Raw genomic sequence first — 13,692 nt, 5'->3', positions numbered from 1 at the left:
AATATTATTAAATAAACTGCACCGGTATTCCAAACTGCCTTCCAAACTTTGTGAAATATTCTCTGTACGGACGTGCATCCCGCTTACCACCATCCGACATAGATACGTTAGACACATACATACGTTTCACATCTCTGTTAAACAGGATCGGAGAATGTATCTGTGCCTCCACATAATCCAGTAGTCCGACCATATCAGCACCCGCAATCTGATTTCCTGTTGCGGCTTTATAAAGTGCCTTCAGGGTATTCTCCCGCATGTGAAGGATAATACGATCCGGATGTGCATAATTCGCCAGTTTATCTGCTGCCTGTACATCCTGTCTGTAGTTAAATGAATCCCGATCAAGCAGTGTACAATTCAGTTTAACATGATCTTTCAATACCATAAACGAAGCACCATAATCTCCCGCCGCTCCATGCTTGTTATTCTTGAAATTAACGGCGGCATACCGCGGACGCATACCGGAGGCAAATGAGGGGTTATTACCTGTCAGCTGACTGCCAAATTGCTTAATCCGGTCTATCACACTGCGCTCATTATCTTTCATTCCCAGCTTTCCCTTGGCATTTGAATAGTCAAATAATCTTTCTTCTGCCAGTTTACGTTCGGTCATATACCCAGGCCGTTGCGGTGTTTCAAAAGCATTTAGTAACCGGGTGGCAGGAGTAGTGTTATTATAAAACTTATCCACAGAAAAATTCACTGTCAGCTCTGCATCCCTGAGCCTGTTGACCATCTGGGTATATACATTTTCAGCCTGTGTAGGCGGCACCTTTAATACTGTTATTACACGCATAAGCCCCTGGAGGCCATCCAGTTTGGCGGTGGAGGCGATATCCTTTCCTGTCATAGAAGCCACATCTACTCCTGCCAGTCTGGCGAGAGCTTCTTCACGTTCCTTTGGTGTCATATTGAGATCAGTTAAGACTGATACAAAAGTCTTCCATTATCGGGGACAGGCCAATCCCCTATTCCGGTGAGCGGGCTCCCTTATATCGGGGATATGCTCCATCAGGATAGGCATCCTATATACTTAAAACATGAGGAATACGTGGACTTAATGCGAAGTAGACAGATCAGCTATCCGATCCATATGCGCTACTACCAGCAAAGAAAAGGGGCCAATGACGTCGTCACGGCCCCTTTTTATAAAAGACTTTTCAGGTTATTTGCTGTCTAACTGATACTTCGGCATCACCAGCAGCCTTACAATAGTATGCGCTGACAGGGATAAAACAACCACCATTCCCAGAATCAGTAACTGCTTACCGGGCGTGTCAAATACGTCCAGTATCGAGGAGGTATTGGTGCCTGCGAATAACATCGCCATCAGGAAAACCAATGCCCCACAGACCCAAAGGGTGAGGTGTGAATAGAAATACCGTTTTTTCTGATAACCTTTTTTTCCAAATGATGTAAACAGTAATAAAACGTGGGCAATAAAGAAAAGCAGTGCCAGAATAGCAAGGGAGTTAAAAGCAATCATGGTCTTACATTTAAGTTGTGTTCTGTAATAGTTAATACGACAATAGGTAGATGTATCTACCTAAAGATATTGCTTTTAACAATTCCTCCCAAACCCTTTTAATGCTGCTGATGAGGCGCTTCTTCTCCACCTGCTGGCTTCGATGCCGGTTCTTTTTGTCCGTTATGGCAGGTATAACAGGTAACGGTCATGACCTGCATACCTTTCTCATCCTTACCGGATTTAAAGTACTTCTTATTGATACGGAAGGTCATTTTCAGCATTTCACGGGCAGTTTCCTTTTCTTCCTTTGCATCGCTGGCGAAGTCCATTTTCTGCGGATTGTCAGGCAGTTTAGCATGGCAATAGTCGCATTTTACGCCTAAAGCCTTATTATAGCTGCGCATCTCTTTCATCAGATCGTCATGGCTGATGTTCTTTGGTAATACTTTCAGGTTTTTTGCCTTTTCCTCCGGAGGTGTGGATAAAGAGCATAATGTAGCTGCCAGCAGCAGGGCCAGCGGTACCAGGTAGGTCCGTTTGAATTGCATAAATGTAATAGTTAAGCTTCCTAAATCAGGCAAGGAACTTACAAAATTTCCCGATACTTATACAATTTATTACAAGAGTCCCATTATTTTATGTTTAAGGCTGGGAAAACGGTATCCAACGGTAAGGGAGAAATCGCTGTTCTGCAGATGCAGGTGTGCGGCGGGCAGGTGGTCCCGTGCGTAGTCATGGCTGGCGCTGAGGTAGCTAAAGAAATGGTCTCCATTGTATCCGCAGTTGATCCTGCCGATCGCGCTATATACAAGACTGATCTCTTTGGGGTTGAAACGGTTATCATATAGCGGATACTGACCACCGGCGCCTACCAGTAAGGTCGGACTGACTGACCATCCTCCTTCCATTACAATATTGCAGGAATAGCCTACATACCCGATAGCAGATACCCAGGCAGGTTGTGGTTTTACCAGTTCATAGACCATGGAATCCTTTGCTTCATCACCAATGAGATTGGCTTTTGCAAAGCTGAATTGCTGGTACTTCGGACTAACCATAAACAACCAGCTACCAGCAGTTTGCCGCTGCAGGCTGCTATAGAAGTTAGCCGCGCTATAGGAGAAATGCTTTGGATTGGTGAAAAGGTAAAAGTTGGCTTCGTATCTGCGGTAACGGATATTCTCAAAGGTAACCGGCGGATCCCTTCTGCGGCCCCGTACCTCAAAAAGCATCCCGTCTACCCGCTGAAATCCCAGCTCTACGCCCAAGCGGTATCCAAACTGTGAAACCTGAAGATTCCGGTTGCGCAATCCGGTGGTCCTGTCGGCCAGGCTGGTATAGGGCAATGTAAAGTCGTAGAAAAGAGAAAGATACTTGTAGTTCAGATTGAAACCGGTATAGCCGGCATTGTTCGCCAGTAAACGGAAATACTCCCGCGGCGTTTTTTTCGTCTGGAAAATAAAACTGCTACCGGAGTAGCCACCATACAGCTGTATGTTATTATCCTTTTTGAAAGGTTTCACCCATGCAGTGTCCCGGGTATTCTGGGCGTACAAACAGCCTGCTCCTATAATTTGTATAAGCAGGAACAGGCTGAAGTGCAGTTGTAGGTTTAGTAAAAAGCGTTTCATTTCATCTCAAAGTCAGCTCAATCACTGGTATCTCCACCGGAGGCTTTTTCAAAGGCATCGTGAGTACTAGATCATTGCTGCCCTGATTTTCCTTTCCAAGATACTTTATTTCTGAATTATCATGCAGGAATTGCACATATTTAACTTTTTGATTAAATCCTGGCAGGACCAGTTTATTGAGTGGCCATGACAACAGATGTACATATAATTTGCGGGTGGTTGGATTATAGGTCAGCATCGTTCCATTGGGTGCCTGGAACTCTTCCGGCGCCTGTGTACAGCCGTAGATCGACGCACTGTTCACCGCCATCCAATCTCCTATTGCCCCCAATGCATCCTTTGCACGGTAGTCAAACAGTCCGCGGGCAGTAGGCCCTACGTTCAGTAACAGATTCCCCCCTTTGCTCACAGAGCCGATCAGCAGCTGCAATAATTGAGATGGGCTCTTCCAGCTGTCTTCATCCCGATAATATCCCCAGGAACCGGAGAAGGTCTGACAGGTCTCCCAGGCTACCTTTTTGCCATTTACAGTTGGCCATTCGGCTACCTGCGTCTGTTCAGGCGTGACAAAGTCAAAACCATCCTCATAATCATTCAGGTCAAGGCGGTTATCCACAATGATCCCCGGTTGCAGTTTATGCATCATTTTCATCAGGTCCAGAGAACCCCAGTCATCACGGCCTTTCCCATTCTTACCAGGATAGGAAAAGTCCAGCCACATGATATCTATCTTACCATATTTCGTGAGCAGTTCCTTGATCTGATTGTACATATATTCGCGGTACCTGCTCATGTCCTTTCCCTGATTCAGTCTGGCGTAAGCGGTATCGCTGTCGCCAGCTGGCTGCTGCGGATGGTGCCTGTCTATCGTAAAATCAGGATGATGCCAGTCCAGCAGAGAATAGTAAAAACCCACCTTCAGGCCTTCCGCCCTGAAAGCATCCACCCATTCCTTTATCAGGTCACGCTTTGCCTGGGTATTAATGGCTTTATAGTCAGTGTACTTTGAGTCAAACAGACAGAATCCTTCGTGGTGTTTACTCGTAATAACGGCATACTTCATACCGGCGGCTTTGGCCATTTTGGCCCACTCCTTCGGATTATACAAATCCGGGTTGAACTGGTCAAAATACTTTTCATAATCTTCGTTGGTCAGCTGTTCCCTTTTCTTGACCCACTCATGCCGGGCCGGTAAAGCATACAGTCCCCAGTGAATGAACATGCCAAAACGGTCATTGGTCCACCAGGCCATTCTTTTCTGCTGGTCGCCGGGTTTTTCAAAACCAATCTTTTTCTGTGAAAAGGTTAACGGGCAATAACATAACAAAGCCGCCAGCAGCAATAGGTAATGTTTTCTCATAACGGAATTAACGGTTTTAAAGGAAAGTAATCTTCACCTGTAATGGATACGGGGTCGCGTACCCGGATTTGTAAAATAATAAACTCTGGCGAAAACACAAGGGGCTGACCGGCATAGATTCCGGTCAGCCCCTGTGAAAATTAAAAATTAAGAATTAGGAGTTAAGAATTGGTTAGCCTGATTATTAGAATGCGGGATCAGGAGGGATATTAGTGTTGTCATTCCTCTCCACAAACGGAAACGGCAACCAGGAACGTTTGCGCTCAGCAACTGGTCTGTTGAACCGGCGCTGGTCTTCCAGTTCCATACCGCTCATGAACAATTCAATGTGACGGTGTTTATAAATTTGTGTCAGCAGTTCATCTTTGTTAGCCGCATTGACGCCTGGCAGGTCTGCTCCTACGCCAAATGCATCAGCACCCGGTTGCTTGGTCACGACCTTATTCAGTTCTGTAAGACCATCACCTACCTGGTCCTTACGGGCGTAACACTCTGCTTTGATCAGCGTCATCTCACCTGGCAGGAATACCGGAATACCTTGCGTCAAAGTCGTATAAAAGCCTTTTACACGGAATTTAGGGTTCGTACCTATACCAACATAGAACGATACACGTTTATCGGCTAAATCAGGCTGTAAACCTACCGGAAGACCCATTGCTGAATCGACCACCTGGTAGATATTATTGGTAGTGGTTACCAGTGTGAAGATCGGATTGGTGATCACCGTATTATAGTTAAAGACAGAGGTACCACTCACTTTGTTGGCTGCAGCCAGTGCGGTATCATAATCACCGGCAAAAAGCGAATAACGGGCCTTTAATGCATTAAGTGTGTTGACGATATTAACACCGCCTGGAATATTTCCTCTGAATGCTGCGCTGATAGTGTCCTGTGCCAGTGCATTCAGCGCACCGTTGATCACACGCACCGCTTTCCTGTAGCCTTGCTGACTGGTAATAAAAGGCACATTGGTACCTGTCGTATCCGGTACATTTGTCCAGAACATGGACATATTACCGATCGCCAGTGCTTTAAACAAAGATGCATACGCAATCACACCACATCTGTAATTAACGTCCGGGATAATCGCATTCGCATTGTTCAAAACCCTGTCTGCATCAAAAATGATCTTATTGGATACCGACCACATACCTGTCACTACAGCATTCGTATTTTGCAGACTTGCACCACCTGCAAATAATTGTCCCTCATCAGCATTACCTGCATTCACTACATATGTCTCTCCGGTAAGTAAACTACCGGTTGTGATTGAAGTATACAGGATGCTTGTTCTGTTGGCCGTATACCAGTTCTGCAAACCGACTGTCAGGTCAGCCAGCGCATTCGGCGAACTGATAGCCTGATCATAAGATGGACCTGAGGGGTCCGCATATTCCTTTTTACAGGAGGCAGCAGTTAACAGTAGCACTCCTGCCAAAAAAGAACGGCTATATTTACTGAAATACATTTTCATAATTCTTCGTTTTGATGGTTTAGAATCTGGCGCGCAGTGCAACATTATATGTTCTCGGAGCTGGTACGCTACCAAAATCAATACCGCGCAATACAGTGCTCTGACCTGCCGCATTCACTTCCGGATCATATCCTTTGTAATTATCCCATGAATGCAGGTTACGGCCACCCACGCTTACTGTCAGATCGCTCAGACCTTTGATCTTACCGATATTATAACTGAGCGATACCTCTCTCAGTTTTACAAAAGAACCATCATCCACTCTCCATTCCTGAACGTTGTAGTTACCGGCAATGAATCCACGTGGCAATAATCCCAGGTCTTCCTGTTCCGCCACTTTACCATTATCCACACCCTGTCTTGTTCTGAAGTCGGCATTGAATACATCTACACCCTGTACGAAATCAACCTGTGTATGCAGACTGAATTTTTTATAGGTGAAGTCGTTTGTGAGTGTGCCGGTCCAGTCTGGATTAGGATCACCTATTTTCCTTTGTAAAGCGGTTACACCGGTAGTTGGTGGCAGACCTGTGTTAGGATCTCTTGCCGGTGTATAGGAGAATGGCGTATTCTGTACACCCGCTTCTGTTACAGGAATGCCTCTGGAGTTCTTCAACTGATTACCGTTTCCATCGCGCGCAAAGAAAGTACCGTAGAAGAATCCTATTGGTTCATTATTGGCAATTGCTACCGGAGCACCACTCACTGTTGAATAAAGGATGATAGACTGTCCGATATCGATCGCCTTGTTCCTGTTACGGTTAAAGATCGCTGTCATATCCCAGTTAAAGCTCTTTGTTTTCACAGGCACAACATTCAACACTACTTCTATCCCTTTATTAGAAAGCGTTCCGATATTATCCAGGCGGGTACTATACCCCTGTGTTGGTGCTATCGCACGTGCAATCAACAGGTCTTTAACCTTTTTAGTATAATAGTTCACAGAAAGGTTGATGCGATTGTTCGCAAAAGCCATGTCTGTACCAAACTCCAGTTCTTCCTGCCTTTCAGGCTTGATATCAGGATTAGTGTAAGTGGTTGGAGATGTAAAGGAAGCAGCCCCTATAAATGCCATTGCTTTATAAGTGTTAAACCGCCCATAAGCAGGAATGCCTGTCAGGTTACCAGACTGACCATAAGCAGCCCTGAGTTTAAACAGATTCCACCAGTTAGATACACTCAGATCTTTCCAGTAATCCGTACCTGACAATACATAGCTACCACTCAATTTGGTATAGATCTGATTACGTTCATCCTGACCAAATACAGAAGAACCATCACGTCTTAATGCACCAGTTACAAACAGCTGATCACGGTATTTGAAGTTCTGCTGAATGAACTGACCAGAGATAGACAGTTTAGTACGTTCATCTGTACCAGGTATCAGCGTAGCTGCACCACTTACGGTCTGTACAAATGGCGGTAAACCTCTACCCTGTTGCAGCGAGTAATGCACATTCTGATACTGCAGAGAATATCCTACCTGCGTTACAGATGACAGATCATTTGTGATCTGCGCATTATAAGTGGCATTGATATCGTGGTTGATCAGGAAAGAATTATTTACACCGGTACTAGCATAACCGTTCTGTGTAGGATCCAGTGTGGCGCCGCCTCCGAAGAAGGCAAGGCTTACATTATAGGCGAAAGGAGGAATAAAGGTAGTACCGTCCTGGCTATAGTTATCAATACCCATGTGATAATCTATTGTCAGGTTCTTGAACGGCGTCAGTTTTAAACCTGCACCAGTAATAATTCTGCTGGTCTGTTGCTGTTGTTTAAAATCTTCTATAATAGAAACCGGGTTTACACGACCACGCTCTCCGACTGCCACCAGGTTACCCAGTGCATTTCTCTGCTGCAGATCGTAATAGTTACCAATGATGGTCACTGCATTTGTTGGAGAGAAGAAGGAGTTACCATCTGGTTTTTCGTTTGTCTTGCTGTAGATATAGTTTACAGAAGCGTTAAAGCTTAGCCATTTGTTCAGTTCCTGATCCAGGTTCAGCCGGAAGCTGTAACGATTGAAATCTGTATTTCTTATAATACCCTGGTTATAGAGATAGCCAGCGGATGCATAGTATCTCGTTTTATTTTGTCCACCAGCAACGGATACGTTATTATCTGTACCAACACCGGTACGGAAAATGTAATCCTGGTAGTCATAACGCTGAACAGACGTAGTCCTGACGATTGTATCGGTCAGAATGGTTTGTGTGGAGATATCCGGCGTACCACCAAACTTCACCGGCGCCTGGTTCACATCCAGTTTCTTACGCAATTCGTTTACATTGAAGCTGGTAGAAAAATTCACCACAGGTGCACCACCTGTGCCCTTCTTTGTAAAGATCTGCACAACACCGGCGTTCGCCCTGGAACCATAGATCGCAGCAGCTGCTGCACCATTCAGTACTTCTATACGCTCGATATCGGCGGGGTTGATATCCACCATACGGTTCTGTCCCACATTACCGGCAAAACTACCACCAGCATAAGATGCATCAGCGTTGGTTACACGCGTAGTAGAGTTATCGATAATAACACCGTCTATGATGTACAGCGGCTCAGTGGAACCGCTGATGGTACTGATACCACGCAGTTTTACGGACATACCACCGGCAGGATCTCCGGAGTTCTGTGTGATCTGTGCACCAGCTGTTTTACCTTGCAGAGCGGTGAGTACATTGGCTGTAGCGCCTTTACTCAACTCGTCTGCCTTGACACTGCTGACATAACTACCTAACTGTTTACGGGTGGTACCGATAGATGCACCGGTGATCACCACTTCATCCAGTTTGGATACAGACGTAGCCAGCTGTTGGTTCAGTGTATAGGAACTGGCGCTGCCAATCTCCACATTCCCTTCTTTCTGTGCAAATCCGATACCTGTAAATACGAGTGTGTAACTACCAGGTTTCAGATCGGCATTGATGGTATAGTTACCGTCCACCGATGTGGTTGCACCCAGTTTTGTCCCCCTGATGGCTACCGTGATACCGGGCAGCGATGCACCCGTTTCATCTGTTACCTTACCGGACAGCTTTACCTGTGCGAAAGCAGCGACGGCGGTAAAGCACTGCAGGACCAGCAAAAGCAGCAGATACCTGCATCTGGCAAGCCGGAATAATTGATACATTCTCATAACTAATTTTTAATAGTAAAGCGATAAATAAAGGCATGACTATCCCTTGTTCTTCAGAGGAATATTGCCTTGAATAACTGATTGATTACAGGTTGGCTGATAAGCGCATTTACGTTATTACAAATAGTGCTGGTGACGTTACCAGCGTAAACTTTATGGCTGTTTTATTATAAAATCTGAATACCCTTTTTCTTATAAGGCTGCAATTTTTTTGAATCGGGTGGCAGCTCCGTAATTAATACATCGATCTCTTCTGCATCACAGATCTTTAATTGTTCTGATGTGTCGATCTTTTCTGAAATGGATAATACTACTACCTTCTTGGCAGTGCTGATCATAGCGCGTTTTACCTGTACGACGTCCCAGTCATTGTCTGTCAGTCCATCTTCCGCGTCTATTGCATTATTCCCCAGAAAGCACAGATCCGCTTTGATCATTTTTATCTTTGAAATCGCTTCTCCCCCTACGGTGATCTTAGATCCTTTGGATAATTTATCCCCTATTACAATTACCTCTATGTTCGGATGATTCGCATATTCAAAAGCAGCAGGCAGGCTAACGGTAATAAAAGTAGCCTGCAGATCTCTCGGCAGTACCCGCGCCAGTTCGGCTATAGTAGTACCACCTGTAGTTAATACAAACATGCCGTCATGTATAAGCTGAACGGCTTTTAATGCAATGGTCTTTTTATCTTCTACAGCATATACATCCTGGGATGCAATGCCCTGATGAAATGAATTCGATAACGCGCCGCCATGTACTTTGATGATCTTTCCCTCCAGCGCCAACTCTGCAAGATCACGACGGATGGTATCTTCTGATACCTGTATTTGTTCGCTGAGATGGGAAGACAACACCTTGTTATGCAGGTTTACCTGGTGAAGTATATAAGCGAGGCGTTCTTCCTTTAACATCAGGCGATCAATTTGGTTGAATATAACATTGAATTTCTGCAAAAAAACGCAGAAAACAAAATATAAACCCGCATTTTTTCGCTTCTTTAATGCAGGTTTCTATAAAACGATGCAGGTTTATGCAGGAAATGAAATTTTCCCCATCGTAACAGCAGGCATTCCGGGCTTACCAAAGTTAATCCCCTCCCCTGCAATGGCTTCATTGGCCAGTATTGCAAATAACACTGCCTCTTTTGCATCTCCGGCGATACCCAGTTCTCCGGTAGTACGTAACTGTAATCTGGGCAAACGTTCCTTTATCCATCCCATCAGTAATGGATTATGCGCACCGCCGCCGCTGGCATATACTGCATAATCACGGTCGTCGTGTAACACACTTTTCAATGCATCCGTAATCGTATCTGCACTGAAACGGGTCAGTGTAGCCAGCATATCATAAGGAGATATCTCATTCGCGCCACTTTGCTGTTGCGCATGGTACACATAAGCTTTACTGAACAATTCAGGTCCTGTTGTACGGGGAAAAGGTTCTTTAAAGAAGGAATTATTCTTCAGGGATGATAACAAACCTTCATGCACAGTACCCTGCTTTGCAAACAATGCATCCTTATCATATTCCACCTGGAAATACTCCCTTGCAAAGGCATCCAGTAAGGTATTACCCGGCCCTGTATCTGTTACAAAAACACCAGATGCAGTCAGATCTCCAGGTAAAAAAGTAAAATTAGCAATCCCTCCCATGTTCAACATCACCCTGTCTTCTCCTTTTTTTGAAAACAGACAATAATCTCCGTACAAAGCCAGTGGCGCACCTTCTCCACCTGCGGCAATATGCTTCTGCCGGAAATCGCTTAAGGTGATGATTCCTGTCTTTACAGCAATATGATCTCCATCGACGATCTGTAGGGTAGCATTCGGGAAGCCCGGCAACTGGTGTAATATCTTCGGACTGTGATACACCGTCTGCCCATGCGATGCGATCAGGTCTACATCCTGCGGGGCTATCTGCCATTTGGACAAACACTCCAATATCCACTTTGCATGCAGATCAGCCAGCCAGGGATTCAGCAGACAAAGCTGCTGAAAAGGAATTGTGTCTTTTGCGAACACTTTCCTGATCTCCTCTTTTACCGCTATCGGATAAGGTACCGTATCAAACTGTTCCAGTTTAACACGTGTATCCATTCCGCTGCCGCTGATAGCGCATAATGCCACGTCCAGTCCGTCGAGAGAAGTGCCTGACATTAGTCCGATAATACGTCTAACCGGCTTTTCTGCAATTGTAAATAGTTGCCGAAGGTTGCTGTTCATGCTATTTATTTTCTGCTTTCAATGGCCGCTCTTACACTGCCTTTTTCTTCGATCAGCTGACGGGCGGTGGCCTCATCTACGTTCAGTTCGCTCATCACCATCCGCGTAGCGCGATCCACCAGTTTATGATTGCTCAGCTGCATATCTACCATCTTATTACCCTTTACTCTGCCCAATTGGATCATCACAGATGTAGAGATCATATTCAGTATAAGCTTCTGTGCGGTACCCGATTTCATACGGGTGCTGCCTGTCAGGAACTCCGCCCCTACTTCTGCTTCTACAGGATATTCCGCGGCGGCTGCCAGTGGACTCCCCACATTACAGGTTACGCAACCGGTGATAATACCTCTCTCCCGCATTGCCTTCACACCACCAATCACATAAGGGGTGGTCCCGGATGCAGCGATACCAATCACTACATCCTTTTCATTAATGTGATAATTGTCCAGGTCTTTTGCGGCCTGTTGTGTATCATCTTCTGCAAACTCTACTGCCTTCCGGATGGCGGTATCACCCCCTGCGATAATGCCGATCACCATTTCGTGCGGCACACCAAATGTCGGCGGACATTCAGATGCATCCAGAATACCCAATCGACCGCTGGTACCTGCTCCTATATAAAACAGGCGGCCGCCCTGTTTCATCTTTTCAACCGTTGCCGTAACCAGTAATTCTATCTGTGGAATTGCTTTTGTCACTGCCAGCGGAACCGTGATATCTTCACTATTGATCCCTTCCAACAGGGCGCGAACACTCATCTTCTCCAGATCATTAAAATGGGAAGACATTTCTGTAGTAAGCATAGCGTTAACTTTAAAATTTATGGATCAGGATACCAGACCTCTTTTTTGAAAATCTTTCGAGCACAGCCACAAACCAATGAACATGAGCAAGCCATTGATGATGAGTAATTCCAGACCTATTTTATAACCGCCGAAGATACGCTGCTGGAAGTACTCCAGACCGAAGCACAATATTGGTGCAGCAACCGCTATCTGCGGTACCATATCGTCATTGACCGTTCGTTTTGTCAGAATGCCAAATGCAAATAAACCAAGTAAAGGTCCATATGTATAAGAAGCTACTTTGAGGATGACAGAGATCATGCTGGAGCTGTCAATCTCCTTAAATATCAGCACGACTACCATAAATATAGCCGTGAATCCAAGATGCACTATCCGTCTGATATTCTTTTTCTGCTGTTCTGATCTCGGTCTGCCAGTTTGCAGATTCAATATATCGATACAGAAAGAAGAAGTCAATGCAGTGATCGCACCATCCGCGCTTGGGAACAGTGCAGAGATCAGGGCGATGATAAAGATGATTGAAATGGCCGGTGGCATATAGCGCGCATCCAGTGCAAGTGTCGGGAATAACTTATCTGCGGATGCCGTTACGTTGATCTGCTCTGCAAAGAGGTATAACAGTCCGCCGAGGAAAAGGAAAAGGATAATCACGATCACGAATATCACACTCAGGGTCATCACATTTTTCTGCGCATCTACCAGTCGTTTTACGGAGATATTCTTCTGCATCATTTCCTGATCCATGCCCGTCATAGTGATGGTAATAAACGCACCACCCAGCACCTGCTTCAGAAAGAAGTGCGGACTATTCGGGTCCCAGAAGAAGATCTGAGACATCCCTTTGTTACTCATTGCCTGCAGACTTGTACCCACACTCAGGTCCAGATGATTCAGGATATAGATGATACAGATCACCAGGCCAGACAGCATACAGGTTGTCTGTAAGGTATCCGTATACACGATCGTCTTTACCCCTCCTTCAAAAGTATACAGCAGGATCATCATCAGAATGATCAGTGTGGTAAGCCAGAAAGGAACGGTGAACTGATTGCCGAATGTTTCCTGCAACAGATTCTGCAAAATATTTACAACGAGATATAAACGTGCGGTCGCTCCCAGTGTCCTGGATAATATAAAGAAGGAGGCACCTGTTTTATATGACCGGACACCGAAACGTGTATTGAAGTAATTATAAATAGAAGTCAACTGAAGCCGGTAATACAAGGGCAGTAATACAAAAGCGATCACTACATACCCCAGCATATTACCAAAGGCTACCTGTAGATAAGAGAAGGCAGTTTTCCCCACATCTCCGGGCACGCTTACAAAGGTCACCCCGCTCAGAGAGGTACCGATCATACCAAAGGCTACCAGCATCCAGTTACTGTTACGGTTGCCTATAAAGAAGGATTCATTATTGGAATTTCTGCCGGTATACCAGGCTACAACTAATAGTATAAAGAAATACGCAATGACGATCGAGAACAAGAGGCCTGCTGTCATACCCGGGAATTATTATTTCAGTTGATAAAAACCTGCACAAAAACGCACATTCACGTTTTAAATATAAACACAAAAAC

The 13,692-nt window shown here is 45.2% G+C and carries 11 protein-coding genes; all 11 read right to left on the bottom strand.

Going from position 1 to position 13,692, the window contains the following annotated elements:
- Positions 1-7 precede the first annotated feature (7 nt).
- Complete coding sequence (locus tag BMZ72_RS34330; protein ID WP_089815752.1) at positions 8-913, bottom strand: DUF3626 domain-containing protein; 906 nt, start codon at positions 911-913, stop codon at positions 8-10.
- 255 nt (positions 914-1,168) lie between these two features.
- Positions 1,169-1,489, bottom strand: a complete 321-nt coding sequence (locus BMZ72_RS34325; RefSeq protein WP_089815749.1) for a hypothetical protein — start codon at positions 1,487-1,489, stop codon at positions 1,169-1,171.
- Between the two features lie 98 nt (positions 1,490-1,587).
- On the bottom strand, positions 1,588-2,019 hold the full coding sequence (locus BMZ72_RS34320; RefSeq protein ID WP_089815747.1) for a c-type cytochrome: 432 nt from the start codon (positions 2,017-2,019) through the stop codon (positions 1,588-1,590).
- Positions 2,020-2,088: 69 nt separating this feature from the next.
- On the bottom strand, positions 2,089-3,102 hold the full coding sequence (locus BMZ72_RS34315; RefSeq protein WP_089815745.1) for a DUF4421 domain-containing protein: 1,014 nt from the start codon (positions 3,100-3,102) through the stop codon (positions 2,089-2,091).
- A gap of 1 nt (position 3,103) precedes the next feature.
- Positions 3,104-4,462, bottom strand: coding sequence for an alpha-L-fucosidase (locus tag BMZ72_RS34310; RefSeq protein ID WP_089815743.1), 1,359 nt, complete (start codon positions 4,460-4,462; stop codon positions 3,104-3,106).
- A 184-nt stretch (positions 4,463-4,646) separates the two neighbouring features.
- Positions 4,647-5,936, bottom strand: a complete 1,290-nt coding sequence (locus BMZ72_RS34305; RefSeq protein ID WP_089815741.1) for a RagB/SusD family nutrient uptake outer membrane protein — start codon at positions 5,934-5,936, stop codon at positions 4,647-4,649.
- Positions 5,937-5,955: 19 nt separating this feature from the next.
- Positions 5,956-9,078: a SusC/RagA family TonB-linked outer membrane protein gene (locus BMZ72_RS34300; protein WP_089815739.1), complete on the bottom strand. Its 3,123-nt coding sequence runs from the start codon at positions 9,076-9,078 to the stop codon at positions 5,956-5,958.
- 167 nt (positions 9,079-9,245) lie between these two features.
- A complete protein-coding gene (locus BMZ72_RS34295) occupies positions 9,246-9,992 on the bottom strand; it encodes a DeoR/GlpR family DNA-binding transcription regulator (protein WP_089816064.1) in 747 nt (248 codons plus the stop codon).
- A 117-nt stretch (positions 9,993-10,109) separates the two neighbouring features.
- Entirely contained in the window at positions 10,110-11,303 is a 1,194-nt protein-coding gene (locus BMZ72_RS34290; RefSeq protein ID WP_089815737.1) for an anhydro-N-acetylmuramic acid kinase, read from the bottom strand.
- 5 nt (positions 11,304-11,308) lie between these two features.
- The gene (gene murQ / locus BMZ72_RS34285) at positions 11,309-12,109 is read right to left on the bottom strand and encodes an N-acetylmuramic acid 6-phosphate etherase (protein WP_089815736.1); all 801 of its coding nucleotides are present in this window, start codon (positions 12,107-12,109) and stop codon (positions 11,309-11,311) included.
- 24 nt (positions 12,110-12,133) lie between these two features.
- On the bottom strand, positions 12,134-13,615 hold the full coding sequence (locus tag BMZ72_RS34280; protein ID WP_089815734.1) for a sodium:solute symporter: 1,482 nt from the start codon (positions 13,613-13,615) through the stop codon (positions 12,134-12,136).
- Between the last annotated feature and the right edge of the window lie 77 nt (positions 13,616-13,692).

The organism is Chitinophaga sp. YR627 (assembly GCF_900114995.1).
Lineage (GTDB): Bacteria > Bacteroidota > Bacteroidia > Chitinophagales > Chitinophagaceae > Chitinophaga.
Note: the sequence above shows the minus strand (reverse complement) of the source record. Positions and strands in the feature narration are given on the sequence as shown.

Coding starts and splice junctions, on each gene's coding strand:
- BMZ72_RS34305 (WP_089815741.1), bottom strand. CDS start 5,936: ATGAAAATGTATTTCAGTAAATATAGCCGTTCTTTTTTGGCAGGAGTG.
- BMZ72_RS34300 (WP_089815739.1), bottom strand. CDS start 9,078: ATGAGAATGTATCAATTATTCCGGCTTGCCAGATGCAGGTATCTGCTG.
- BMZ72_RS34325 (WP_089815749.1), bottom strand. CDS start 1,489: ATGATTGCTTTTAACTCCCTTGCTATTCTGGCACTGCTTTTCTTTATT.
- BMZ72_RS34330 (WP_089815752.1), bottom strand. CDS start 913: ATGACACCAAAGGAACGTGAAGAAGCTCTCGCCAGACTGGCAGGAGTA.
- murQ (WP_089815736.1), bottom strand. CDS start 12,109: ATGCTTACTACAGAAATGTCTTCCCATTTTAATGATCTGGAGAAGATG.
- BMZ72_RS34280 (WP_089815734.1), bottom strand. CDS start 13,615: ATGACAGCAGGCCTCTTGTTCTCGATCGTCATTGCGTATTTCTTTATA.
- BMZ72_RS34315 (WP_089815745.1), bottom strand. CDS start 3,102: ATGAAACGCTTTTTACTAAACCTACAACTGCACTTCAGCCTGTTCCTG.
- BMZ72_RS34295 (WP_089816064.1), bottom strand. CDS start 9,992: ATGTTAAAGGAAGAACGCCTCGCTTATATACTTCACCAGGTAAACCTG.
- BMZ72_RS34310 (WP_089815743.1), bottom strand. CDS start 4,462: ATGAGAAAACATTACCTATTGCTGCTGGCGGCTTTGTTATGTTATTGC.
- BMZ72_RS34290 (WP_089815737.1), bottom strand. CDS start 11,303: ATGAACAGCAACCTTCGGCAACTATTTACAATTGCAGAAAAGCCGGTT.
- BMZ72_RS34320 (WP_089815747.1), bottom strand. CDS start 2,019: ATGCAATTCAAACGGACCTACCTGGTACCGCTGGCCCTGCTGCTGGCA.